Below are 23,978 nucleotides of genomic sequence, written 5' to 3'. Positions count from 1 at the left end.
TGTAAGAGATGTAAGGAAGTGTAAAAAATGATTAGAGTTGTAGCGAAAGGCAAATTAAAACCAGGTGTAAGGGTTGAAGATTATGTAATGCTGGCTAAAGAACTTGTTGCAGAAACCAGAAAAGAAAATGGCTGCCTATCATACGCTCTTCATGAAGAGGTCAATGATCCTACGATTCTTACCATGCTTGAAGAATGGGCGGATGAAGAGGCTTTGGGATTACATAATCAAAGTGTGCATGTATTGAAAATTGTTCCGGAGCTTAGGAAACTGCGAGAGAGTATCGAGGTTAATATTTATCGCGAAGTGAAATAATTTAAATTGGTGCCTGCCCCCTAGTGTGCTAAAGCGGTCGTGCAGCTGGGACAGGCACCGATGTTCTTCCTTATTTAGCATAAAAGTTTTCAGTATAATAAGGTTGTGATTGATTATTAAAGGCAACGCCCACTCCTAAATATTTATATCCCTTACGCAGTATATTTTCTCTGTGACCAAGTGAGTTCATTAATCCTTCGTGGGCAAAAATGCTGCTAAACTGACCATATGCAAGGTTCTCCCCAGCCAGATAAAAGATGATATGATCCTCTTTCATTCGATCAAATGGTGATTGCCCTTTAAGATTTGTGTGATCAAAATATTGATTGACCGCCATATCGGTGCTATGCTTTCGGGCAGTTTCTTTTACATGGTTATCCCATGATAGAATTGGAAGCAGGTGTTCAACGCGGGACGCATTCGTCAAATCGAATAACTGGTATTCAAATCCTTCCTTTAATGCCGGACTCGCACTAGTGTAGAGTTCATGTTTCTTTTGTTCCATGTCTTTGTTGATTAATTGCATGGCTGTTACTGTATTGTTTTCATGTTTGTCATAGAAAATGGTAACATAAACTGCATCCAGCAGATATACGTCATAATCAGCATTTTCTTGTATTTGAAAAATAGTTAATCCCTTTTGGATCCCGGTCAATGGTTCTCCAAGCGCAGCTCGCACTGTTTCTTTCGAACTTCCTAACTTAATCCCATTGCTAGAGGCAATTAAATCTTGATTCGTGTAAAGGCCTGCTGCCTGATTTTTTTTATTGTACATTACCATAAAAAAGTTTTGATAATTATTGTGATAGGCATACCACTTTGCCCCGTATTCATTTAGTGTTTCCAAGTTTGCCTGACCTAAATCGTGTTCAATACCTTCTTTTGTGGCACCGAGCTCAATATTATGAATGAAAAAGACTTGATCAGCCGGGGTTTGTAACGCTATTTTTTTTTGCTCTTCCGTTTCTTCTTTTGGTTGTGTGAGTGGATGTTTATCTAAAAAAAGGCCAAGCTGCTCTACTAATTGTTTAACCTCACCAGATAGAGAATCGATGGTTGTCTGTAATTCCGGGTTGTTTTTGACATCATTTAGTTTAGATTCAACTTGATTCATTTCCTTTACATAATCAGAATTTGCGAATTTTTGTTTAATAGTAGGTCCAGAAACATATAGTATAAATAGTATTACTAGGATCGAAAAAAAACGCCCCATCATCTTTCCTCCATTTCTAATAGAATTGTAACCAAACTAGTATAAATATATAAGCAATATGCTTACGTTCAATACAAGCTGATTAAATGAAATCATTTTTTTCGTGATACATGGAAGCTGTTTCCTAATAAAGGGAACGGCTTCTTTCAGTTTTATGTTGGGATTTTTACAAATAGATTAGGCTTAAGCCAATATTTATTTTGCATTTTTCAGATGTAGAAATTAAATCTGTTCTAGATAGTATAGAACAAGTTTGTTATAATAAAGATAGAACAGATTGGAGGAACAAAAGATGATTATCCATATTGAATCTGAATCCGAAATTCCCCTTTACACCCAATTGACCAATCAAATTATAGAAGGCATCGCTCGCGGTCAGCTGCAATCAGGAGATTCCCTTCCTTCTGTTCGGGCATTCGCAGCAGACTTGGGTGTGAATATGCATACGGTAAATAAGAGTTATCATGAATTAGAAAAAAAGGGGATTATTCGAATTGTACCAAAGTCCGGGGCTGTCATCTCTTCTCAAGAAGAGAGAGGGAAGCTTCAAAACATATCTTATCAAAGGGTATCCATGGAATTTAAGCCGATCATTGCAGAGGCGCTTGTCATGGGTTTAAGTAAAGAACAGGTTCAGGAAATGGTAACATCAATCATAAACGAAATAAAACCACTTAAGTAATTTTACATATTGAATAAATAGGGGGGAACCGTCAATGTCTTTGCTTATTTTTCTGATTATTTCTGTTTTTCTTTTGAGCATACAAACGGCAATTCCGTTTTTAGTAAAGCGAACTGTTGTGTTTGGTGTAACGATTCCAGAACAATTTATCCATGAACCAAAACTTGCAGCTTTTAAAAAAAGCTATGCCTTAATCGTCTTCTTCACATCTATTTTCATTTTAGGGATTTATACATTTTGGGCACTGTCAAAAAATCCAACTGAAGAGCACATTGTGTTATGGGGTACCATTGGCCAATTTGGGATTATTTTAATCAGCATGTCATTGTATTTTTATTATCACGGAAAGACGCTTCAATTAAAGAAAAAACAAAAGTTTACGGAGGATTTAAAGCAAGTAAAAATAATGGATCTATCCGTTCGTTCGCAGGATGAAATGCTGCCTTGGTATGTATTTTTATTACCGATCATCGTTAGCATTGGATTAATTATTTATACATTTCTGCAATACAGTATATTGCCGGAACCGATTCCAACCCACTGGGGTATCAATGGAGCAGATGCCTTTACTGAGAAAACACCATTTTCAGTCATTTCGCTGGCTTTAGTCTTACTGGTTATGCAGTTCATGTTCCTTGGAATCAATATCGCCACCAAAAAGTCGGGAATTAAATTAAGTGCGACAAGTACGGCAGCATCTAAACTTCGACAGCTATCTTTAAGAAAATATTCAAGCTGGTTTATGTTCCTGACAAGCCTGTTAATCACCTTGTTGTTCAGTTTTCTCCAGCTGTCGATGATTCATCCTGAGCTAATCTCGAATAATTGGATGATTGCGGTTCCGTTTATTTTCCTAATTATTGTATTTATAGGAAATTTTGTATTCGCTTTGAAAGTCGGTCGAGCGGATAAAATGAAAATTGACCATGTAGATGGAACAATAACAGATCTGGATGAGGATGACTATTGGAAAGGCGGACTGTTTTATTTTAATAAAAACGACCCGTCGATCTTTGTGGAAAAACGCTTTGGCATTGGCTGGACATTGAATTTTGCCAATCCAATCGGGTATCTTGTGGTTATCGTTCCACTTATTATCATCTTGCTTATTTCTTTTAAGTAAATCATTTTTGGAAAATAAGCTTGGGTGTCCATAAGGGAAGATATAAAAAATAATTTCGTTTTTTAACTAGTAGAATAAATATTGTAATCTCAATTGAGATAATTATAAAAAATGCTGTCGCCAAAAATTAGGCGCAGCATTTTTTTATTTATATCGGCTTTTATTTGCGGCAACGACGCCACGCTTCCTTAAATACGAATAATCCAAAGATAATAAAAGCAAGGAAGCCAATTAATGCAATAAGAATGTTTAAAATATTTCCAAGGTTCCCTAGACCGAGTAATCCAAAGAAATCAGAAATGAACCCCAATACTGAAAAAAGCAGCCAAAAAGCTCCTGTTATAAATCCAAGAAAAATTCCAAAAACACCCCAGGAAGATTGCCCATGACTCATAAAATTTCACCTCCTGCCTATGGTTGTTCAATATTAATGTATGTGGTACATTGTGAACTTGTTTATAAAACCACAAAAAGCGGGCTCAATTCAGGAATAAATAGGACTATGGATACAGTTTCCATAGATAAACGCATTGACCGAATTGAAGACAGGTAAGTTTTGAGGTGCACGAAGACAAATACGAAAAGCCATGTGAATTAACGCATGCCATTTTTGTTGTAATATCAAGGTTTTTTATTGTTTTATTGCTGGGTAGTAAGCACACTTACTAAGAAGATAGAGGAATATCCACCAGAAAACAGCAATTCTAATGGACCCAGTAATTTTTGACCTTAAAATGATTCACATACAGCTTCTCTAGGACAACTGGATGTCCAAGCAATTGAAGTCTTTAAATGTACCTCCGCTTGGGACCAGCTTCAAAAACAGAAAAAATGCTTGGATTGGGGACTAATCCAAGCATTTTAATTTCCTGTATAAAAATACTAAATATCATATTAAATTTAGATATTAGGGAAATATGGTTCAAATTTAATAACCAACTTCGACCGATGCGACAACTATGTACATTAGATCATTTTTGTCTCCCTTTTCTTCAAGGACAATCCCGCTTGTTGTCTTCATTCCTCCATCCATTACTTCCACCGTAACCTTCCCATATGGCAAGGCTTCCTTTACAGCCGCAATATCGAGCTTATCTTTATCACAAGGAACGGCGAGTTTCACATTTACTCTCATATTATCTAAACTATTTTCAGGGAGTACCGAACGAATACCCGGCATCGAATTATAGTGAATCGCATTTTTTACGGCACGAACTGCTGCAGACGTAATATTTTGACCATGCACATCAATCCCCATCCCGGTTTCAATAAACATTAATTTTTCCATAATTGCTTCATCTTCCTTTCCTATTGCTGTTTCCACTATATTTTACTCTTTTCATGATTGATGATAAAGACTCGCAGTAAAAAGGTTTTATTATCAAACATGGCGTAACGTAAGGTATCATAATAATATAGAGTTTCGAGTATTTAAAAAATTTGGAGGTATTGTATTGAAAAAGCTAAATTCTCTTTTTCATAAAAGAATAGGCATGCCAGAAAACGAAAAAATCACCTTTAAAAAATTAGGTGACGTCCTTGAAAAAACTGCACAAAATATCCCTTTCGAAAATTTAAATATTATTGAAAAGAAAACGTGTGATATCACAAAGGACAACTTAATTAACAAAATCTTAGAAAGAAATGGAGGGGGGCTTTGCTACGAGTTAAATCCACTTTTCTATTTCTACCTAAAAGAAAATGGTTTTAACGCATTCTTAATAAGCGGGGTTGTTTACAATCATACCGCCCAAGAGTATATAAAACTTGGAAGAACGCATGTATCGATCCTTATAAACCACGAGGATCAAACCTATTTAATTGATACCGGATTCGGAAGTAATTTACCGTTAAAACCTGTTCCTTTATCAGGTGAAATTATATCATCTAATAATGGTGAATTTAGAATTAAAAAAGTAAATAATGAACTGGGAGACTATGTCCTGGAAATGAAATTAAAGAATAAAGATACAGAATGGAAAATAGGTTATGTTTTTGATTCTAGTAAACCTATTACAGATGCAGCGAATTTGAATGAGATCCAAACGATTATCAAAGAACACCCTGATTCTTCCTTTAATAAAAATCCATTAATTACCCGACTTACTAATAAGGGAAATATCACATTAACAAATACTACATTTACACAATGGGCTGATGGAATTGTATCTAAGAAGACAATAGATGAGGTGAAATTCAAAGAGCTGGCAAAACAACATTTTGGGATGTAACTCAAAAAAAATTTAGAAATACGAAAAAACAACCTTCCTAAAATGAAGAACAAAATATATAAATGATATTTCAGGTGTTGACATATGAATTATTTGTAATTAAAATGATTACAGGTATTCAAGTTAATTACAGCTTACTTAAACAATAAAACTATTGGGGGGATAATAAATGAAAATATTAGTAACAGGTGCAACTGGAAAATTGGGAACAAAAGTAGTGGAAAGCTTATTAAAAAATGTACCAGCGAATCAATTGGCTATCAGTGTGCGCAATCCAGAGAAAGCAGGAGGGTTAGGAGCTCGTGGAGTAGAAGTTCGCCAAGGGGACTTTGACTTTCCGCAAAATTTAGATACTGCATTTGCTGGGATTGATCGTTTATTAATTATTTCTGCTGATGGTGACAATGAAACAAGAATTCGTCAGCATACAAATGCGGTCGCAGCCGCTGAACGGGCGGGAGTTAAATTTATTGCCTATACAAGTTTAGCAAATGCAACAGAAAGCACAAATTTAATGGCGCCACCTCATGTTGCGACAGAAGCAGCAATCATTAAAACAGGCATTCCATATACTATCTTGCGCAACAATTGGTATTTGGAAAACGAAATTGGCAGTATTCAAGGTGCGTTGGCAAGTGCTCCATGGGTAACTTCAGCCGGAACAGGTAAAGTAGGGTGGGCACTACAACAAGATTATGCTGATGCCGCAGCAGCAGTGCTGGTAGGAAATGGGCACGAAAATACAGTATATGAACTTTCTGCGCCTCTTTTAACGCAAGAAGAATTAGCATCTGCTCTCGGTGCTGTACTGAGGAAAGAAATAGCAGTACAACAAGTCAATGATGAGACTTATGCCGAAATCATGAAAGGTATAGGTTTACCGGATTTTGTCATTCCGATAGTAGTAGGAATTCAAGAGAGTATTCGAAATGGTTCACTAGAAGTTGAAAGTAATGATTTTGAGAAGCTTCTGGGCCGTCCAATTACACCAATCAGCGAGGCTTTAACCCAATTGGTTAACCAGATTTCTCAAACAAAATAAAATAAATTCCTTAACAACCGACCTTTGTGAATTGAGGTCGGTTTTTAAATCTGGTGTCTGACCCCCAGTGCGCTAAAGCGTTAGGTATTGGGGGTCAGACATCGATTCTTGCCACCGATACAACAACTATGTACATCAAGTGTTTGAACCTTTTATTAAGTACTTTTTTTAGAGAATAGATTAAAAGTGAATGAAATCAGGTACACAATACCAAGTGCACCCAAGAGATACGCGCCAATAAAGAGTAGAATTTCCATTAGCTTCCCACCTCATAATTTTTATATTGTTCGACCAAATCTCAAGTCATTATAAACTAGGAACTTTGAAAAAGTTGTCGATATATCACTTTTTAAATGAAATGTTAAATTCTTTTAATACTTTTAATAATAGAAGTAATTTTTCCACTGATTGACTCATGTTTGTAATGTTCAGAGCCGGGTACAGGCGGTGTAAGTCTCGAACGGTGAAGGGAGTAGCCTTAGCTAATGCGAAGTGTATAGGATATGAAGTATATGGAAGGATATGGCTAAAAAGGTAAGGATGTCAGTGATAGTTTCTTTAGTTTGGATGACAGTCCTTTATAAAGGAAAATACACCGTTTTTTCGACTTTGTGTGACCTAGAATTCAATGATAAGATGAAACCTACGTAAAAGAACAATTCGCCATATGAAAAAAACTGAAAGGAATGATTTGTTATCAATCATTTACAATTAAGTTATACGAGCGAAATGGAAAAGGCGATGCATTGTGCTCATGGTGTAGGTTATGAAGAGTATATGAGACATCATTCAGTAAGAATGAGAGTCGAAAAAAGCCGTGAAAAGGATTATATTACGTGTCGCAGAATGGTTGCGGATCTAGACCAACTTGTTCATTATAATAATCGCTTAAAGTCATGAAAAAAGGGAAACCAATGTGAAATTTGAACACTGGTTTCCCTTTTAATCTTTCAAATAAAACAAAATAAAAATAACACTGTATTCTCTTTAAGTAAGGGGGTGATGTTGACTGATGTACTGTATTCATCTGAATCATCCTTTTTCAAGAATTAAATCATTTGAAGTATTTAGGTAAATACAAATCCGTGTCAATTGCTGGACTTAGGATAAAAGGCTATATGATATACTATTTAAAAAAATGTAATGAGGAGGAGACCGATTGAGTATTAATTTTGAAGTGAAAAGAACCATCCATGTATCTCAACAAAAAGTATATAAAGGTTTACTAGATCTCGATTCTGCCCAGCAATGGATGCAAGGATTTGTTGGAATTCATCGTTTAGATGAGGGGCCATTGAACGTGGGAAGTCAGTGGAAGGAAACCAGAAAGATGTTTGGTAAAGAAGCTAGTGAACATTTTGAAGTTATCGAACTTAATGAACCAAATAAAATTGTCCTCCGCTGCGATGGAACAAAAGGAACAACAGGCAAAGGGGAATTTGTGTTTACATACATAGTTGCTTCATCATCGGAAGACCAGACGGAGGTTACTTTGAATGGTGAAATCAAAGGGCTAACTGGTTTGACTAAATTTTTCGGTAAATTGATGGGAGGAATCTTTAAAAAAGCTTGTGCAAAAGATTTAAATGCGTTGAAAAGTTATTTGGAGACTAATTGAAGAGGAAATGTAGTGATGGTAATGAGCAAAAAATGAATAATATTTTATCTTTTTTTCAATAATGAAGTAGGTGTAACAACACCTTAGGTAGAAGTTATATACTGTGGAAAAAATTTGATTAAATTGTAGGTGGATATCATGGGAAGATTAGTTCATTTTGAAATTCATGTAGATGTCATGGAACGAGCAAAAACGTTTTATGGTGAAGTATTTGGTTGGAAGTTTGAAGATTGGACTGACTATGCGGGGATGCCCTATTTTGGAGCTGTAACTGGCAATGCAAATGAACCTGGTATTAACGGAGCATTGATGCAAAGACAGAGTCCTCCTCCAGGAGCAAACCAGCCTTTGAATGGCTATGCATGTACAATGGGTGTTGAAGATTACGATTCTATTGAACAGAAAATTTTGGCTAATGGTGGGAAAGTGGCATTGCCGAAATACGCGCTTCATGGAATGGCATGGCAGGGTTACTATGTTGATACGGAAGGAAATGTATTTGGGATTCATCAACCAGATGAGAATGCGAAATAGGTATTAAAAGTTCCTTTCAAATAATAAAGCCTTTTTGCCGAATAAGGGGCGGAAGGCTTTTTTTGCGATATGTATAATCTTTATCGATGTTGATCGAAAAGAATTTGATTCCCGTCTGGATCTTCAACGATAAAATGTGCAGGTCCTTCACTTGATTCATCTGCTTCAGTCAGCATTGACATTCCTTTTTCTTTAAGTTGCTTTTGAATATCTCTAATCTGGTGCCTGACCCCCAGTGTGCTCGAGCGAAATGGAAAAGGCGATGCATTGTGCTCATGGTGTAGGTTATGAAGAGTATATGAGATATCATTAAGTAAGAATAAGAGTCGAAAAAAGCCGTGAAAAGGATTACAATACGTGTCACAGAATGGTTTCTGATCTAGACCAACTTGTTCATTATAATAATCGCTTAAAGTCATGAAAAAAGGGAAACCAATGTGAATTTTGAACACTGGTTTCCCATTTAATCTTTCAAATAAAACAAAATTAACCAATATAAAGGTGATCTAGATAAGTTCTTTACTTGGATGCTTTGATCAGGGGATTTGTTGTAGAAAGTGATTTTTTAAAAGCACATGGTGAAAGCCTGACCTCTAACAGTTCAAGCTTTTTGTCATACATTATACCCCTAATATTTGGGCCAATTTAGCCTGATCAAATCCCAGGATAACTTCTTCGCTATCATCGTCTTTGATAATGGTTGCTGGCGTAGCAGCAGCACCCAGTTCAATAAGTTCTTGCAGATATTGATCGTTTTTCCGTATGTCTCTTTCTTCAAACTCAATCCCATTTTCTTTTAACCAAATTTTTTCCTTATGGCATGGCGGGCACGTCTCTTGAGAATAAATAATCACTTTTTTCATTTTACTACCTCCAATTCATTAAAATCATTGTACAATGAATTCTGTTTCTATGGGTACTATTATATACTTTAGAATTCAGCCTGACATTTATTGCAATTAAAATCCGAGGAGCCATTCCTCCTTTTTTTAATGCTTTATGTAATCTTATTTATATAGAAGAAATGAAAGTGCTTTTATGGATAAGTACCAACTGTTACCTTTTGTCTCTTTCGACAATTTTTATTTTAGATAGTCCGGAAATTGATATATAGTGATATAATATAGGCAATGAAACGGAGGTGAATTAAATGGAGAAGCAGATTTTTACCCTATTACAGCAAATGAATAATAAGCTAGATCGTTTAGAAGGTACGTTGAAAGAGCACAGTGAAACCTTAAAAGAGCATGGTAGAATTCTAAGCGCATTGAGGACGGGACAAGAATTTCAAAAGGCCGAATTAAGTGAAATGAAACTTCAAAACGCTAAAGACTTTAGCGAAATAAAAGAGCAATTAAAAAACCAAGAAGACAGCATTGAAATATTAAAAGATGAGACATGGAATAATAAGAAAAGTATCTTAAGGGTTCAAAAAACAATGGGACTATCCTAGCATCTACTCAACCAGCACTAAAAATTTAATAATTGTATTAGGAATAATTGAAAAAAAGTAGGGAAAACAATAATAACAATATCCATTAGGTTTATTAAATAGGTAGAACCAACTCCTCATATGTATAACATCAATTACCGCTTCAATTGAAATCCCCATTCAAACAGCCAGACAAAATTGGCGGTTTTTATTTACCAAATGAATGCAAATAACGGCATGCAAAATAGCGGAAAATTTAAGTGCCCAACCCCCAGTGTGCTAAAACGGTGATGCAGCGGAGGGCACACACCGATTCCCATCTCCATGTTTTTTTGATTTTCCAAATCACATGAAAATGTTGTTATTGCAATGGAAGAAGCGAAAGCCGTGTCATTACCGGCTGCAAAGATAGAGGCCTTACTAAAAAGCCCTATTTCCTATTGCAAAAACTTGGCAGATGAAATAAAGACTTTAAAAGAAACATACGAAACTAAAAAGCTGGAAACAAAAGAAACCTTTGAAGATTATATACGTAACGCCAACCGCTCCCAAGAGACATTAAAAATGCTTGCCTTGCGTATCGAAACGATACTCCATAACAATCGAATTTATGATTACAATTATGTTGAAACCGAATTCAATACCATTTACCAGGCAATCCACGAAATGAAGGACACCTATTAACGGGAGCTGGAAGAAAGTGAAAAGAACAAAAGCTTCCTTATTCAAGAATGTATCCGCAAAGCTGAAATAGTCTACGAAGGGGTAAAAGAAATCCCAAGCTACAGCAAAGTGGAGATTCGTGGCAAAGAAAGAAAAATGCTGGATTTCGAATGGACACATTGGGGAGAACAAGGCGAATACAAGTTATGGAATTATTTAGAGTATGTTATTAATGAAATGAACAAAATGAAAGAAACAGGCAAAGAAGACGGGACAGATAAAGAGAGGGATTATGCTAATCAATCCTTTTCTATCGTGCAGCTATTAAATGTGTTATCTCCAATTAAAAATGCGAAAATCCCAGTCATCAAACCAAGAAATTACGAAGAAATGAAAGAAGGCAGAATTGGCTTGGAGGATTGGAAAGAGGTAGCTCACTGGTCTGGTGGAGAAAAGACTACCGTTTATATGACCTTATTTATGATACTCATTAATTACATTCGTACACAAAATAAGGAATTTGGAAACCCGTGGAAGGTTATCATAGCGGATAATCCTTTTGGAAAAGCGTCTTCCCAACACATCATCCAACCAATCTTTGAAATTGCCAAACGAAATCAAATACAGCTCATTTGTTTAACAGCTCATAAAAATGAAGAAGTGGTTCGCTCATTTCCTGTGGTCTATAGTATTAAATTACGAAGCCAATTAGATAATGTATTCATAAGAGCCACGGAGGAAAAGACAAGCAGGGTAACCTTAGAAAGTGCTTACTACAGAAATGAAAAAGGTGACCCACTTCCAACAGAAGAGAAAGTAGAAATAATGAACCACGAGGCATTTAAAGAGAGTATTGGTCAGGGATCCTTGATTTGAAAACTCAACAAAAGAGAAATAATATAAAATCTAAAAATAGTAAAGGCTGATAGGGGCTAGACTATTTTTCCTGTTATTTACCGTATGGCTTGTATTCTACTTCAACCTTATCTTTTTCTTGATAAGGTGCTAGCATAAAAGCTGCATTAAAGACTGTATTTCCCTTATTTATTAAATAGTGAACTTTTTTGGGTTCAACGTGAACAAAATCCCCTTGTTTACATTGGAAAATCTCATTGTCAATATGAATTTCTAGGTCGCCCTCTGGTTTTGGTGCCTGACCCCCGTCGTGTTATTGTTGTATTAACGTACAGGGGATCAGGCACTTTTTTAAAGACAAAAGTTGATAATAAATCAATAACTAACTGATCCCATAATATTTTTTTATCTAAAATCCATCAATGTCATTTGCTTAATGGTTTCGATGTGTTCTTCCATAAGATTTTGTGCTAATAGGACATCTGATTGTAAAAGTGCATTTAGAATTTCTTTGTGCTCGTTATTTGCTTGTCGTGGTCTTTCCTGGGAGTGTGCAATCATGACACCAATCCAGCTAATTTGAGCTTCAAGTGATTCCATCATCTTTATTAAGCGGCTGTTTCCTGAATAGGTAATAAAGGTTTTGTGAAGATTTCTATCGGACTGAAAAAAGGAGTTGAAGTCTCCCGTATCGATATCGTGATCCACATCCAAGACATTTTGATAAATCTTTTCTAACATTTGGCGTGGCATATTTGTCATTGATAATTTTATTGCTTGCCTTTCAAGTGCTTTTCTAACTTCATATATTTCCTCGATATCTTTTACATTTGGTTGACTAACAAATGTGCCGGACCTGCTTTTTACATCCACTAAACCATCTTGTGATAGTAGTTGTAATGCATCTCTCACAGGAGTTTTACTGACACCCAACTCGTTAGCGATTTCATTATAATCGATTCTGGTTCCGGGCGGTAATTCATTATTTACAATTTTATTCCTTAAAAAGTAATAAATTTTTTCATTTAAATTACGGTTATCGAAAGCTGCATTTATCATATTCATTCCCTCCATATACAAAAATATATTTTATATTCAGAAATTATTGACAATTAAAATTATTGGTATTAATATCTAATATATCAGATATTATATATCAACGCTAGATATTATCTTTACAAAAGGAGGGAATTTTTTGAAAAGTATAGCACTATTTGGATTAACGGGGCAGGGCATTGAAACTGCCGGTGAAATCCTTTCAAAAGTCATTGAATCTCTTGGGTATACTCATCGAAATTGGCGAGATTTTTCAACCATCATCCGTGGTGGAAATACTTCTTTTGAGATTTATATTGCCGATAAGTTCGTAACTGAATCCCCACCTAGAATGGAAGAAATCGATTTGGCCGTTGTTTGGACCGATGAAGGTGTAGATCGTTATTTATCCAGGTTAAAAGATAAGTCGATGGTATTTGGTCCTGATAATGTTAAGAGTATACCAAGCGAGCATCAAGGAAATCCTCCAAAACTTGGATTTAACGTTTGGTCTTTAGGCATTATTTGTGGCCACCTAGGTATTCCGTATCATCTGGTAAAGACTGAAGTGGAAATGAAATTTAAAAAGGGGAAAAATACCGATTTATTTGAAGCAGGTTATCAATTGGGATTAACGGTTTTATCAGAATCTCCATTGATTGACCTTGGGATTGAAAATGCAACAATTTCTGGAAATGATGCCTTATGTCTCGGTGCAATTGCAGGGGATGTAAGATATTATTATGGATACCCCATAACTCCAGCTTCCGAAATATTAGAAAACTTTTCAAAGTGGCTGCCGCCTTTAGGTGGAGGAACCTTTCAAGTAGAGGATGAGATTGCAGCAATCCATGCTGCATTAGGATGCAGCTACGCCGGTAAACGTACTTTTGTGGCAACCAGTGGACCTGGATTAGCGTTAATGACCGAGGGATTGGGTTATGCAGCGGCAACTGAAATTCCACTGGTGTTAGTAGATAATCAGCGCGGTGGACCTTCAACAGGAATGCCAACCAAAACCGAACAAAGTGATTTATTACACCTTATGAATGCTGGACACGGGGAATTTGCCCGTATCCTACTCACCCCAACAAGTGTTTTAGATTGTATCGTCACAATACAAGAAGCACTCAACCTCTCAGAATATTATCAATGCCCCGTGATTATTGCATTAGATTTAGATCTTGCTCTTAGAAAAATATCCATTCCATGGGAAAAAATTGAAAGCGCTATCAGGTCCGTTGAAATCGACCGAGGACCAACTATTTTAGAATCACCATTTGAAGGTACTTATAAAAGATTTGAAGCTATAGGCAGTTCGCCTCCTCTTCGAACAGTTCCGGGAGTAAAAGGTGGAGCCTATGTTGCCAGTGGTGACGAGCATGATGAAAGAGGCCTAATGGAACCCGATTTTAAAAAAGTTAGAAGTACTTTGCATATCAGGAGGTTAAATAAGGCTAACTCCATCCAATATGATAGACCATTAACAAGAATAGGCGATGAAATAGCTCCAATTACCATCATTGGAACAGGTGCAATGGGAGAATTAATCGAAAACTTTGTTAAGGATAATCCTGGTGTTTATCAAGGTTTGCTAATACGGCAACTTGCACCATTACCTATGGAAGAATTAATATCAGCATTGAAAAATTCTAAAAGAAGGATTGTGGCAGAGTATAATGCCAAAGCACAAATTAGAAAAATTTTAGAGCCTGGGTTAAAGGATAAAGAGGTCTATTCTCTTTTAAGATTTGATGGTGAACACTATACAGATAAAGAATTCAGTGAAGGGATTTTAACCATTTTAAACGGAGTTACAAGTAATCTGAGAAATTAGGGGGGATAAAATGTCGGCAACATTAACTGCAAAGGATTTCTCCAATGGAAATACTCCAACATGGTGTCCTGGCTGTGGAGACTTTGGTGTATTAAGGGGAATCCAAAGTGCTTTAGCAAAATTAAATATTAGACCGGAAAATTCAGTTCTTGTATCAGGGATTGGATGTAGTGGGAAAATATCCCATTATTTTGGAGGCTACTCTATCCATACTACACATGGTCGAACTTTACCTACTGCATTAGGGATTAAATCCTCTCGACCGGAACTAACGGTGATCGCTGCAGGTGGTGATGGTGATGGATATGGAATTGGAGTAGGACATCTGGTCCATGCTGCGCGAAGAAATTTGCCTGTCACCTATATTGTTATGGATAATTCGGTATATGGAAATACAAAAGGTCAAACATCACCAACCAGTCCATTGGGGTATGAATCATCGACTTCACCAGAGGGGAATCTTGACCAGCCCATTAATCCACTACTTTTAGCATGGTCATCTGGGGCTACTTTCATCGGCCAAGGTTTTTCTGGTGACATAAAACATTTGGAAGATTTAATTATTAAGGGGATACAACATGATGGTTTTTCCTTAATAAATGTATTTAGTCCGTGTGTCGTTTTTAACAAGGCACAGGGATACGATTTTTACAAAGAGAAAATTACTTATCAATCACTACCTGCGAAAACAAATCCAGAGTTCGTTTCCTTACTCTCTGAAAATCCTTTTACCTCTGGTGTGCTGTGGCAGAATATAAAGAATACAACTAGATATCAGCAGCAAAAGGTTGTTGAAAGTGATGTACTTTCATATCTAAAAGCAAGAATTGTTTAATTTCTACTTAACTAAAAAATATATTCAGGGGTGAAGACATGGAAGGCAAAATCTATGAATACTTAGAAAAATACAATTATGAAAATCTATTCTTTTTTAATGATAACGAAACAGGACTAAAGGGTGTTGTTTGTATTCATGATACAACATTGGGGCCAGCAACTGGCGGCTTGAGAATGTGGACCTATCAAAATGAATGGGATGCAATAGAGGATTCTCTACGACTTGGTAGAGGGATGACATATAAATATGCTGCTGCTGGAGTAGATCTTGGCGGTGGAAAGGCAGTTATTATTGGGGATCCAAAAAAGCAAAAAAGCGAAGCCTTGTTTAGGGCATTCGGACGCTTTATTAATCGGTTAAATGGGTTATATATTACTGGGCAGGATGTAGGTACGACATTAAGAGATATGGAAACAATCCGTTCGGAAACTCCTTATGTCGTTACGCTGCCAAGAGAGTTTGGCGGCGCGGGGGAAATATCACCTTATACTGCATTAGGCGTATATCAAGCGATAAAAGCTTGTGCTAAGGAAAAGCTTGGAACCGACAGTCTTGAAGGTGTACGAATTGCGGTTCAAGGTGTTGGAAATGTAGGTTATCATCTGGTTAAATACCTTTCACTAGAAAGAGCAATTATCACGATTGCAGATATTGATAATAAAAGGGTTAAAGAAGTAGCTGATGAGTTTGGCACACATATAGTTTCTGTAGAGAAAATTCATGCATTGGATGTTGATATTTATTCCCCATGTGCGCTTGGAAAAGTTATCAATGATCGTTCGATAGGAGAGTTAAAATGTTCGATTGTTGCTGGGTCTGCAAATAACCAGCTAGAGGAAGAGAAGCATGGTAACTTCTTAGATGAATTAGGTATCCTTTATGCTCCGGATTATATTGCCAATGCCGGTGGAACTATTTTTGATACGGATCGAATTAAACCGGGTGGATTTAATGAACAAAGGGGGATCAATGCTGTTAATCGGATATATGAAACGATGACAGACTTAATTCATATCTCAAAAACAGAAAATCTACCAACCTATAAAGCTGCCGATTTATTTGCAGAAAGAAGAATTGAAAGTGTTGGGAAGGCGAAACAATTACGGAAACAAGTCTCCATCTTTAATTAAAAAATAAACCGGAGTGTGATCAAATTGCGTTTAAAAGATAAGGTTTGTATTGTAACTGGCTCAAGTATGGGGATTGGTGAGGCAATCGCGGAACGATTTGCACAAGAAGGTGCTAAAGTTATTGTTAATTCAAGAAGTCAAGAACGGGCAGATAAGACGGCTAAAGCACTTAAAGAAAAGGGATACGATGTATATGCGATTGCTGCAGATATGTCTAATAAGCAATCAGTCATTTCACTGATGGAAAAGACTGTGGAAAAGTTTGGCGGGGTAGATGTCCTAGTAAATAATGCGGGAGTCAACCGGATTGGCCCTTCCATTGAATTAAGTGAAGAAGATTGGCGGACTGTTATTGATACGAATCTGACAGGTACCTTTTTTGGCTGCCAAGAAGCAGCTAAATATATGCAGGGTAATGGGGGATCCATTATTAATATCACATCCGTTTATGGTCAAGTCTGCGTCCCAATGAGAGCGGCGTATAGTTCAACAAAGTTTGCTATGAATGGGTTAACGAAGGTCTTGGCAGTGGAATGGGCAGAAAAAAATATTCGTGTCAATGGTGTAGCTCCTGCTTATATTAAAACGCCCTTGGATGAAACCGATCAGGAAACTGGTGGGTATGGAGATGACGATGTGAAAAGACGGACACCATTAAATCGCTTTGGTACGACAAAAGAAGTGGCAGACGTTGTATTATTTCTAGCTTCAGAAGAATCAAGTTATGTAACAGGTTCCATTTACAATGTCGATGGTGGATGGGTTGCGTATGGCGGTTGGTAAATAAGGAGGAATATGATGGGTGTCAAATTATTAGAAGAAAAGGGCTATTTTTTTGAAACATTAGATGGAACAATCGGAACTGGAGCGGCAAAAATCGCTCGGTTTGTAACAGATGAACTTTCTGCTACACTTGGCGGTGGAATGGTAAAGATGGAGAAGTGTAGATTTCCCTGGACCGTCCGTTATGATGAAATATTGTACGTAACCGAAGGTGAGATAATAATTGAATCAAATGGAGAAATCATGGTAGGAAAGGAGGGAGATTCATTTTTTATAGAAAAGGGGACTTCCATCGTTTATGAGGCTGTTTCCCAAGGAACCTTTCTATTTTCTTTATATCCGGCCAATTGGAACAAACTATAATCAATCAAGATGAAACATCTATTTTAACAAAAAATAGATGTTTCATCTGATATAAATGCCCCATGGTAAAAGCCTCAATGTTGGATTTTAATTCGCAAAAAGCCAATAATTCTAAAAATAATATTCAGATTACTATGAATAATTAGAGTGTAGGAATACCAACCTTTTAGATCAAAAGTCTTATGAACGATAAAGATAAATTGGAAAAGGGGCGAGTATAGTATGGATATGATAGTTCTAATTGAACTAATTATTTACTTTGTGGCAATGATTGGGATAGGAATCTATTTTAGTCGCAAAGGGCTGGGATATGATGATTACCATCTTGGGGGTAATAAAATTCCAGGTTGGGCCCTGGCTTTTTCAGAAAGGTCCACGGAAGCTTCTGCCTGGTTACTGCTTGGAGCAACGGGTTTTGCATTTTCGACAGGACTTTCTAGCATATGGCTATTTGTCGGGATGTTAGCTGGAATCATTATTTCATGGTTATTTTTAGCCAAAAAGTTTATGCAGGAGAGAATAAAGTATAATGCTCTGACACTTCCAGACTATTTATCAGCTAGATTTCCCAAACACGCAAATATTATCAGAGGAATTGGGGCAATAATCATCATTCCTTTCTTTACTCTTTATGTAGGGACCCAATTTGGCGGTACAGGTCAGACTTTAGAACAAACGATGGGGATTAAACCAATAGTAGGCATCCTTGTTGTAGCAGTTGTTGTCGTCGTATATTCATGTCTAGGAGGATTCTTATCGGTTGTATGGACGGATGCCATTCAAGCTATTTTAATGGTTGTCACTCTCGTTGTTTTGCCGATTGTTGCCTTGTTTAAAATTGGATCTTTGGACTTATCCATTAGTGATGCACTCGTACATGCTGGAAATGGTGCTTCCTCTTGGACAGGTGGCTTAACAGGGGTAGGAGTTGGACTTCTAATTTATACAAATTTTTCATGGGCATTGGGGTATTTGGGAGGGCAGCCACATATTAGTGCAAGATTTATGGCGTTAAAAAATGAAAAGGATGCAAAAATCGGTAGAAATGCTGCGATACTTTGGGGTGTATTAGCTTATGGCGGTGCATTTTTAATTGGTATTACAGGGTTGACTTTGTACGGATCTGGTGGGGTTGATAACATTGAGATGATATTACCATTTATGCTGACTGAATTACTTCCTGGCTGGTTAGTTGGTATTTTACTAGCCGGTATTCTTGCAGCTATCATGTCAACAGCCTCTTCTCAATTATTAGTCGTCTCCACCTCCATAAGTGAAGATATTTTACACAAGATAATGGGGTTGAATTTAACGGAGAAACAACTCTTACTGATTTCGCGTATTTCAGTGTCGGTTGTTGGTTTAGTTGGTCTAGTCATCGGTCTCATGTCCAAATCGTTAATTTACGTGGTTATTGGCTGGGCATGGGCTGGTGTTGGAAACAGTTTTGCCGCCGCCATTCTTTTAACATTCTTTTGGAAACGTATGTCCGGTGCTGGAGTAATTGCTGCACTTCTCACTGGCTTTATTAGTACCATCATTTGGATCAATACCCCACTAGAAGGAATAGTGACATCTCGTGGAGCCACATTAGTTCTTGCATTGATAGCGGGAGTAATTGTGAGTTTGGCTATTCCGGAGAAAAAAGACGTTCTATCAACAAAGAGCGGAGGTGTAAATGTCACGTAATCAACTAGAGAAGTGACCTTAGATGAAGAAAATGGAAGGTATATGCTAAGGAAATCAGATTCAAGCGGAGAATATTTAATAGTCCAACAGAGTTAGTGGATTGGATTAAGAATAATTGGACTGAAAGAGAATTCCTCGATCCCAAGGAATTTATTGATATGAATCACTTTGTTAGAAAGGTATATTGGTAAATTTCCTAATTAATGATAATAACTTAATATCTCTAATTATAGGACCCTGACAGGGGCCTGACCCGGGTGAGCTTTTTAAATAGGGCCAGGCCCTTTTATTACGATTTGAAATAATGAAATGTGAAAAAATATATCCTTTCATAAGGAGTGAAGAAGCAATGTTTAATTTTATAGAAAACGAAGAACAACAAAAAATGATAGATAAAGCAAATGAAATTATGGAAAAGTATGTATTCCCAAATGAGAAATACATGATTCCACATAGAGGCTTACCTGCAGAAATATTAAAACCATTGCAACAAATCGTAAAAGAAAAGGGCTTATGGGCCGCGCATCTTCCAAAGGAGTTTGGAAGAATGGGAAATGGGTTTGTATCACTTGGATTACTTTCAGAAGTAATTGGACAAAGTCCGATTGGACCATATATTTTCGGATCGATGGCTCCGGATGCGGGAAATGGTGAAATATTATATCACGCAGCCACAACCGAACAAAAGGAAAAATATCTAAGACCATTAGCTAATGGAGATATTCGTTCATGTTTTGGGATGACTGAGCCGGAAGTGTCCGGTTCAGATCCGAGAACTCTGCAAGGGACCGCGGTAAAGGATGGAAGTGAATGGGTTATCAATGCTCATAAGTGGTTTACTACAGGTGCGGTTGGCTCTGCCTTCTGTATAGCTATGGTGGTAACAGACCCAGAGGCAGAACCACATCTCCGAACCAGTCTTTTCATCGTTGAAACAGATAACCCTGGATTTGAAATAATCCGTGAAGTTCCGGTTTTGGGTGATCATTATCCAGGCGGACACTGTGAGGTTCGATTTAATGAATGCCGCATCTCCCAAGAAAATATGCTTGGGAAGCGGGGGGAAGGATTTAAATTAGCTCAGCTCCGGCTGGGACCTGGAAGAATCACACATGCGATGAGGTGGTTAGGAGTTGCACGACGTTCATTAAATGAAATGCTTCACTACTCATTAAATAAAAAAGATGGAGAAAAGACACTTGCTGATTCGCAAACCATCCAGAATTTTATTGCTGATTCTGAAGCAGAAATTCAAGCCTCTAGGCTATTAACCTTACAAGCGGCATGGAAAATGGATAAAGGTTTCCCTTCGCGTAAAGAAATCTCCATTATCAAATTTTATGGTGCACAAGTATTAAATAATGTCATTGATCGGGCAATTCAAACGCTTGGAACCTATGGTCTAACGGAAAATACACCTCTTGAAGGTCTTTATCGTGAAGCAAGGGCAGCACGTATTTATGACGGAGCAGATGAGGTTCATCGTATGGTAGTGGCCAAACAAGTCTTAAGAGAATTTCAGGAAAGGGGTGTTCCACATGAGCCAGCAGCAATTTCAAAATAAGCATCAAGTTGATAAGGTAAACTGGGAGGTCCTTGAAACGTACCTTCGCAGTAAAAAGCTGGTAGAAAGCAATGCTCCACTTCATATAGAACAATTTTCTGCTGGATATTCTAATTTAACCTATTTAATATGTATCGGTGATTGGAAGGCAGTATTACGGAGGCCTCCGTTTGGTCCGGTACCGCCAAAAGCCCATGATATGAAAAGGGAATTTGATATCTTGGTTAAGTTAAATCGTTTTTTCCCCCTTGCACCTAAGCCATACCACTACTGTGAAGACCCAGATATTATGGATCGACATTTTTATATTATGGAAAAGAAAGATGGAGTTATAATTGATGATTCTTTGCCTTTGGAATTTGCTGAGAACTCAAGAACCAGTCAACTCGTCTCGGATGCAGTCATTGATACTCTTCACCAATTACATGAGGTGGATTATAAAGAAGCAGGTCTTGATACAATCGGATATCCAGAGGGTTATTTGAGTCGACAAGTCCATGGTTGGATCAAGAGATACCAAAACTGTAAAACCGATGCGATTGATGGAGTTGAAACCCTAGAGAAGTGGCTTACTAATCATATTCCCAAATCACCTGATCCCACAATCGTCCATAATGATTTTAAGTTAAATAACATGTTGTTTTCCCCGCAAAATCCTGGTGAGATAGTGGGTTTATTTGACTGGGAGTTAAGTACAATTGGGGATCCATTAACAGATTTAGCGGTGATGTTAGCCTATTGGAAAGAAGAGGGGGAAGCTGAAACCGGTTTAACCTCCGTTACAAACACACCAGGGTTTGCATCGCGAAAAGAAATGTTGGATAGATACGCAAAAAAGAGTTGAAGAGATGTTAGCCAAATTGATTATTATTTGAGCTTCGCTTTTTATAAAATTGCTGTCATTCTTCAACAAATTTATTATCGTTGGAAAATCGGAGAAGCAAAGGATGAGCGATTTAGCAAGTTAAGTGGAGGTATTGAAAATTTGATGAAACAGGCAATGAGGGCACAAAGAAAAGAAATTTTACTTTAAAAAATTGAATTTACTTAATATGAAGTAAAAGGGAGGGTATATCATGAAAGAGGTACTTATGGATAGAGAATTATCAATCTTAAAAGATTCTGTAAAATCATTCGTTAAAGAGAATGTTTTAACTGCAGAACAATCGCAAATGGGTTACCTAAAAGAGTTATCAGAAATAGAGGTTGCATCAATACAAGCTAAGGCAAAGGAAATAGGTTTGTATGCATTAGGAGCAAAGAAAGAATGGGGAGGCGCCGACTTATCATTATATACAAGGACTGTGGTTTATGAGGAAGCTGCCCAACACCGACTTGGTCTTTATCATCCGGCAGTCGATGGCTTTAGTGCCGAACTGCCAAGCTTCCTGGAAAAATGTTCTCCGAGACAGATAGAGAAGTACGTAAAACCCGCTGTTATCGAAGGTGAAGGTTGTTTTATCGCCCTTTGGGAAGAACATGAAGATAACCAGATTGAGAAAATTACTTGTCATGCGGTAAGGAGTGGGGACGATTGGATTATAAATGGTCATAAGTCATATATTCAAAAAATAGATCAATCGGGTTTTGGGGTGATCCTTGTAAACTGCCAGGAAGGGAACGAAACACAAAAACCAACGATATTTATTCTTGAGCTAGATGATCCATTTACGAAGAAGGATACGATGCTAATCGATGTCCAAAAAACCTGCACCCTTACATTTAAGGATTTTAAAATCAAGGATATAAGAAGAATTGGTAAAGTTGGTGAAGGAGCCAGCTTAATGAAAAAGTGGTTAGCAGAAACACAAATTCTATTAAGTGCACGGTGTTTAGGCATTTCTATTAAAGCACTCAATTATGCACAGGAATACGCGCAAATGCGAATAACAAGAGGAAAAACCTTATCTGAGTTTCCAAGTATTCGCACGATGATCGCGAATGGGTTTATGAATCTGAAAGCAGCTAGACTAATGGTTCATGATGCAGCTAATAAAATTGATAATGGAGAGAACGATGGCATCATAGCTGCGCAAATGGCGAAGTTGTTCACGACAGAAACTGCAGCAAAAGTCATTGATGATTGTTTGCAAATTCACGGAGGTGCTGGGTTTGCTGGCGATCTCCCAATAGAAAGATGGTATAAAGAAATTAGACTAGCAAGGTTGGATTTGCTAAAGAAAGAAACGATTATTGAAAATATCGCCAGGAGTATTAATTTATAGGATTCTTTAAACTTTTGGCCAATCACAAAAGGGCTATAGTTGTAAAAAAAACGGGGTATGCCCTCTGAAAGTGAAGTAAAGCGTTACCTCACATTCAGAGGCATTCCCCAATTAAGTTATAAGAACACAAACACTCCTTCACCTGCAAACCTCTCCGTTTTCAATTACCACCCAGATTTATTGTCCGCAATGAGAATCGTTCCTGTGGAGGATTCCGCGTAAAAAGTGATCTAAGGAGTTATCCATTCGTTCCTCAAGGGATCCGGAACCATTGGATATCACCCAATTGACAAGTGAACCAACATAAATATTTTCGATGTCGGTTGCAATATCTTCAGATGTAATATCCTTGGTAACTATCTTATTTTGTTGACAGTAATCAATAACTCCTTTCGTGACGGCACGGAATATACCGAACATATCAGATAGCAAAGTTTTGTAGACCTTATCTATGGTTACTAAATGCATCATATTCTGTGTAAACATGTAAGTAGTATGAAGATTGGCTGCCATATGTACAATTGATTTCCTTAAGTTGACGAGAAGTTCATCATGGTTACTTAGCTTGCTTTTCATGGTAAGTTCGAATGTCTTTAGTTGCTGAAGGTCAAATTCATATAAAATTTGTTCTTTGGATTTAAAATAGGCGAAAAATGTAGGCTTGCTAACACCAGCGGCTTTCGTAATCTCTTCGATTTTCGTTTTTTGATACTCCTGCTTCTTAAATAGATCCATTGCCGCTTCCATAAGTAATTTCCTCGTATATTCCTTGTTTTGTTCTCTTTTCAAAAAATAACCTCCTGGTT

Annotated in this window: 27 protein-coding genes and 1 pseudogene; 20 read left to right on the top strand and 8 right to left on the bottom strand. The window is 37.1% G+C overall.

All coding sequences use genetic code 11. From position 1 onward, the window contains the following. The first annotated feature begins 27 nt into the window (after positions 1-27). A complete protein-coding gene (locus ACIQXV_RS11850) occupies positions 28-315 on the top strand; it encodes a putative quinol monooxygenase (protein ID WP_402958983.1) in 288 nt (95 codons plus the stop codon). A gap of 70 nt (positions 316-385) precedes the next feature. Here the strand turns inward: ACIQXV_RS11850 and ACIQXV_RS11845 are convergent, their stop codons facing one another. After that, the gene (locus tag ACIQXV_RS11845; RefSeq protein ID WP_402958981.1) at positions 386-1,531 is read right to left on the bottom strand and encodes a CAP domain-containing protein; all 1,146 of its coding nucleotides are present in this window, start codon (positions 1,529-1,531) and stop codon (positions 386-388) included. A gap of 289 nt (positions 1,532-1,820) precedes the next feature. On the opposite strand from ACIQXV_RS11845, the gene ACIQXV_RS11840 reads away from it, so the two are divergent. Next, a complete protein-coding gene (locus ACIQXV_RS11840) occupies positions 1,821-2,210 on the top strand; it encodes a GntR family transcriptional regulator (RefSeq protein ID WP_402958979.1) in 390 nt (129 codons plus the stop codon). 34 nt (positions 2,211-2,244) lie between these two features. Continuing rightward, the gene (locus ACIQXV_RS11835; RefSeq protein ID WP_402958977.1) at positions 2,245-3,333 is read left to right on the top strand and encodes a DUF1648 domain-containing protein; all 1,089 of its coding nucleotides are present in this window, start codon (positions 2,245-2,247) and stop codon (positions 3,331-3,333) included. 160 nt (positions 3,334-3,493) lie between these two features. Here the strand turns inward: ACIQXV_RS11835 and ACIQXV_RS11830 are convergent, their stop codons facing one another. After that, on the bottom strand, positions 3,494-3,727 hold the full coding sequence (locus ACIQXV_RS11830; RefSeq protein ID WP_402958975.1) for an ABC transporter: 234 nt from the start codon (positions 3,725-3,727) through the stop codon (positions 3,494-3,496). Positions 3,728-4,261: 534 nt separating this feature from the next. Further along, entirely contained in the window at positions 4,262-4,621 is a 360-nt protein-coding gene (locus ACIQXV_RS11825) for a Lin0512 family protein (protein ID WP_402959251.1), read from the bottom strand. 166 nt (positions 4,622-4,787) lie between these two features. Between ACIQXV_RS11825 and ACIQXV_RS11820 the strand changes: the two genes are divergently transcribed. The 5 genes from ACIQXV_RS11820 to ACIQXV_RS11805 all read left to right on the top strand — a co-directional run bounded on the left by ACIQXV_RS11820 (position 4,788) and on the right by ACIQXV_RS11805 (position 8,758). Continuing rightward, positions 4,788-5,564 carry an arylamine N-acetyltransferase family protein gene (locus tag ACIQXV_RS11820; protein WP_402958973.1) on the top strand — a complete coding sequence of 259 codons (777 nt, stop codon included), beginning with the start codon at positions 4,788-4,790 and terminating at the stop codon, positions 5,562-5,564. A gap of 169 nt (positions 5,565-5,733) precedes the next feature. Continuing rightward, positions 5,734-6,606, top strand: coding sequence for an SDR family oxidoreductase (locus tag ACIQXV_RS11815; RefSeq protein WP_402958971.1), 873 nt, complete (start codon positions 5,734-5,736; stop codon positions 6,604-6,606). 729 nt (positions 6,607-7,335) lie between these two features. Beyond that, the gene (locus ACIQXV_RS29795; protein WP_483874204.1) at positions 7,336-7,506 is read left to right on the top strand and encodes a YuzK family famiily protein; all 171 of its coding nucleotides are present in this window, start codon (positions 7,336-7,338) and stop codon (positions 7,504-7,506) included. A 259-nt stretch (positions 7,507-7,765) separates the two neighbouring features. Beyond that, on the top strand, positions 7,766-8,224 hold the full coding sequence (locus ACIQXV_RS11810) for an SRPBCC family protein (RefSeq protein WP_402958969.1): 459 nt from the start codon (positions 7,766-7,768) through the stop codon (positions 8,222-8,224). Positions 8,225-8,362: 138 nt separating this feature from the next. Further along, on the top strand, positions 8,363-8,758 hold the full coding sequence (locus ACIQXV_RS11805; RefSeq protein ID WP_402958967.1) for a VOC family protein: 396 nt from the start codon (positions 8,363-8,365) through the stop codon (positions 8,756-8,758). An 80-nt stretch (positions 8,759-8,838) separates the two neighbouring features. Here ACIQXV_RS11805 and ACIQXV_RS11800 read toward each other — a convergent pair whose 3' ends face one another. Beyond that, positions 8,839-9,210, bottom strand: a complete 372-nt coding sequence (locus ACIQXV_RS11800) for a hypothetical protein (RefSeq protein WP_402958965.1) — start codon at positions 9,208-9,210, stop codon at positions 8,839-8,841. A gap of 168 nt (positions 9,211-9,378) precedes the next feature. After that, a complete protein-coding gene (locus tag ACIQXV_RS11795; protein ID WP_402958964.1) occupies positions 9,379-9,621 on the bottom strand; it encodes a glutaredoxin family protein in 243 nt (80 codons plus the stop codon). A gap of 287 nt (positions 9,622-9,908) precedes the next feature. On the opposite strand from ACIQXV_RS11795, the gene ACIQXV_RS11790 reads away from it, so the two are divergent. The 3 genes from ACIQXV_RS11790 to ACIQXV_RS11780 all read left to right on the top strand — a co-directional run bounded on the left by ACIQXV_RS11790 (position 9,909) and on the right by ACIQXV_RS11780 (position 11,729). After that, entirely contained in the window at positions 9,909-10,211 is a 303-nt protein-coding gene (locus ACIQXV_RS11790) for a hypothetical protein (RefSeq protein ID WP_402958962.1), read from the top strand. 348 nt (positions 10,212-10,559) lie between these two features. Continuing rightward, positions 10,560-10,874: a hypothetical protein gene (locus tag ACIQXV_RS11785; protein ID WP_402958960.1), complete on the top strand. Its 315-nt coding sequence runs from the start codon at positions 10,560-10,562 to the stop codon at positions 10,872-10,874. Positions 10,875-11,009: 135 nt separating this feature from the next. Continuing rightward, positions 11,010-11,729, top strand: a complete 720-nt coding sequence (locus ACIQXV_RS11780) for a hypothetical protein (RefSeq protein WP_402958958.1) — start codon at positions 11,010-11,012, stop codon at positions 11,727-11,729. A gap of 73 nt (positions 11,730-11,802) precedes the next feature. On the opposite strand, the pseudogene ACIQXV_RS11775 reads toward ACIQXV_RS11780, so the two are convergent. Beyond that, a pseudogene (locus ACIQXV_RS11775) lies at positions 11,803-11,982 on the bottom strand (hypothetical protein); the annotation flags it as partial. A gap of 131 nt (positions 11,983-12,113) precedes the next feature. Then, positions 12,114-12,767 (bottom strand): GntR family transcriptional regulator, encoded by a 654-nt coding sequence (locus tag ACIQXV_RS11770; protein ID WP_402958956.1) that lies wholly within the window; start codon positions 12,765-12,767, stop codon positions 12,114-12,116. Between the two features lie 136 nt (positions 12,768-12,903). Between ACIQXV_RS11770 and ACIQXV_RS11765 the strand changes: the two genes are divergently transcribed. The 9 genes from ACIQXV_RS11765 to ACIQXV_RS11725 all read left to right on the top strand — a co-directional run bounded on the left by ACIQXV_RS11765 (position 12,904) and on the right by ACIQXV_RS11725 (position 23,172). Beyond that, complete coding sequence (locus tag ACIQXV_RS11765; RefSeq protein WP_402958954.1) at positions 12,904-14,580, top strand: 2-oxoacid:acceptor oxidoreductase family protein; 1,677 nt, start codon at positions 12,904-12,906, stop codon at positions 14,578-14,580. 10 nt (positions 14,581-14,590) lie between these two features. Further along, a complete protein-coding gene (locus ACIQXV_RS11760; RefSeq protein ID WP_402958952.1) occupies positions 14,591-15,415 on the top strand; it encodes a thiamine pyrophosphate-dependent enzyme in 825 nt (274 codons plus the stop codon). Positions 15,416-15,453: 38 nt separating this feature from the next. Continuing rightward, on the top strand, positions 15,454-16,548 hold the full coding sequence (locus ACIQXV_RS11755) for a Leu/Phe/Val dehydrogenase (RefSeq protein WP_402958950.1): 1,095 nt from the start codon (positions 15,454-15,456) through the stop codon (positions 16,546-16,548). Between the two features lie 24 nt (positions 16,549-16,572). Then, a complete protein-coding gene (locus ACIQXV_RS11750; RefSeq protein ID WP_402958948.1) occupies positions 16,573-17,331 on the top strand; it encodes an SDR family NAD(P)-dependent oxidoreductase in 759 nt (252 codons plus the stop codon). A 15-nt stretch (positions 17,332-17,346) separates the two neighbouring features. Further along, positions 17,347-17,694, top strand: a complete 348-nt coding sequence (locus tag ACIQXV_RS11745; RefSeq protein ID WP_402958946.1) for a cupin domain-containing protein — start codon at positions 17,347-17,349, stop codon at positions 17,692-17,694. A 222-nt stretch (positions 17,695-17,916) separates the two neighbouring features. Continuing rightward, entirely contained in the window at positions 17,917-19,383 is a 1,467-nt protein-coding gene (locus ACIQXV_RS11740; RefSeq protein ID WP_402958944.1) for a sodium/proline symporter, read from the top strand. Positions 19,384-19,732: 349 nt separating this feature from the next. Then, positions 19,733-20,947, top strand: coding sequence for an acyl-CoA dehydrogenase family protein (locus ACIQXV_RS11735; protein ID WP_402958942.1), 1,215 nt, complete (start codon positions 19,733-19,735; stop codon positions 20,945-20,947). Next, positions 20,922-21,791, top strand: a complete 870-nt coding sequence (locus tag ACIQXV_RS11730; protein WP_402958940.1) for a phosphotransferase family protein — start codon at positions 20,922-20,924, stop codon at positions 21,789-21,791. Before ACIQXV_RS11735 ends, ACIQXV_RS11730 begins: the two co-directional genes overlap by 26 nt. Before the next feature lie 232 nt (positions 21,792-22,023). After that, entirely contained in the window at positions 22,024-23,172 is a 1,149-nt protein-coding gene (locus tag ACIQXV_RS11725) for an acyl-CoA dehydrogenase family protein (protein WP_402958939.1), read from the top strand. Between the two features lie 177 nt (positions 23,173-23,349). Here ACIQXV_RS11725 and ACIQXV_RS11720 read toward each other — a convergent pair whose 3' ends face one another. After that, a complete protein-coding gene (locus ACIQXV_RS11720) occupies positions 23,350-23,961 on the bottom strand; it encodes a TetR/AcrR family transcriptional regulator (protein ID WP_402958937.1) in 612 nt (203 codons plus the stop codon). Between the last annotated feature and the right edge of the window lie 17 nt (positions 23,962-23,978).

The organism is Neobacillus sp. NPDC097160 (assembly GCF_044762155.1).
Taxonomy (GTDB): domain Bacteria; phylum Bacillota; class Bacilli; order Bacillales; family Cytobacillaceae; genus Neobacillus.
The sequence above is the reverse complement of the archived record's forward strand: the minus strand, read 5'-3'. Positions and strand labels throughout refer to the sequence as shown.

Excerpts from the sequence above, each read along its gene's own strand:
- ACIQXV_RS11730 (WP_402958940.1), top strand. The coding sequence starts at position 20,922 with ATGAGCCAGCAGCAATTTCAAAATAAGCATCAAGTTGATAAGGTAAAC.
- ACIQXV_RS11845 (WP_402958981.1), bottom strand. The coding sequence starts at position 1,531 with ATGATGGGGCGTTTTTTTTCGATCCTAGTAATACTATTTATACTATAT.
- ACIQXV_RS11725 (WP_402958939.1), top strand. The coding sequence starts at position 22,024 with ATGAAAGAGGTACTTATGGATAGAGAATTATCAATCTTAAAAGATTCT.
- ACIQXV_RS11795 (WP_402958964.1), bottom strand. The coding sequence starts at position 9,621 with ATGAAAAAAGTGATTATTTATTCTCAAGAGACGTGCCCGCCATGCCAT.
- ACIQXV_RS11840 (WP_402958979.1), top strand. The coding sequence starts at position 1,821 with ATGATTATCCATATTGAATCTGAATCCGAAATTCCCCTTTACACCCAA.
- ACIQXV_RS11790 (WP_402958962.1), top strand. The coding sequence starts at position 9,909 with ATGGAGAAGCAGATTTTTACCCTATTACAGCAAATGAATAATAAGCTA.
- ACIQXV_RS29795 (WP_483874204.1), top strand. The coding sequence starts at position 7,336 with ATGGAAAAGGCGATGCATTGTGCTCATGGTGTAGGTTATGAAGAGTAT.
- ACIQXV_RS11785 (WP_402958960.1), top strand. The coding sequence starts at position 10,560 with ATGGAAGAAGCGAAAGCCGTGTCATTACCGGCTGCAAAGATAGAGGCC.
- ACIQXV_RS11755 (WP_402958950.1), top strand. The coding sequence starts at position 15,454 with ATGGAAGGCAAAATCTATGAATACTTAGAAAAATACAATTATGAAAAT.
- ACIQXV_RS11835 (WP_402958977.1), top strand. The coding sequence starts at position 2,245 with ATGTCTTTGCTTATTTTTCTGATTATTTCTGTTTTTCTTTTGAGCATA.
- ACIQXV_RS11770 (WP_402958956.1), bottom strand. The coding sequence starts at position 12,767 with ATGATAAATGCAGCTTTCGATAACCGTAATTTAAATGAAAAAATTTAT.
- ACIQXV_RS11830 (WP_402958975.1), bottom strand. The coding sequence starts at position 3,727 with ATGAGTCATGGGCAATCTTCCTGGGGTGTTTTTGGAATTTTTCTTGGA.
- ACIQXV_RS11760 (WP_402958952.1), top strand. The coding sequence starts at position 14,591 with ATGTCGGCAACATTAACTGCAAAGGATTTCTCCAATGGAAATACTCCA.
- ACIQXV_RS11825 (WP_402959251.1), bottom strand. The coding sequence starts at position 4,621 with ATGGAAAAATTAATGTTTATTGAAACCGGGATGGGGATTGATGTGCAT.
- ACIQXV_RS11850 (WP_402958983.1), top strand. The coding sequence starts at position 28 with ATGATTAGAGTTGTAGCGAAAGGCAAATTAAAACCAGGTGTAAGGGTT.
- ACIQXV_RS11780 (WP_402958958.1), top strand. The coding sequence starts at position 11,010 with ATGCTGGATTTCGAATGGACACATTGGGGAGAACAAGGCGAATACAAG.
- ACIQXV_RS11805 (WP_402958967.1), top strand. The coding sequence starts at position 8,363 with ATGGGAAGATTAGTTCATTTTGAAATTCATGTAGATGTCATGGAACGA.
- ACIQXV_RS11745 (WP_402958946.1), top strand. The coding sequence starts at position 17,347 with ATGGGTGTCAAATTATTAGAAGAAAAGGGCTATTTTTTTGAAACATTA.
- ACIQXV_RS11735 (WP_402958942.1), top strand. The coding sequence starts at position 19,733 with ATGTTTAATTTTATAGAAAACGAAGAACAACAAAAAATGATAGATAAA.
- ACIQXV_RS11740 (WP_402958944.1), top strand. The coding sequence starts at position 17,917 with ATGGATATGATAGTTCTAATTGAACTAATTATTTACTTTGTGGCAATG.
- ACIQXV_RS11815 (WP_402958971.1), top strand. The coding sequence starts at position 5,734 with ATGAAAATATTAGTAACAGGTGCAACTGGAAAATTGGGAACAAAAGTA.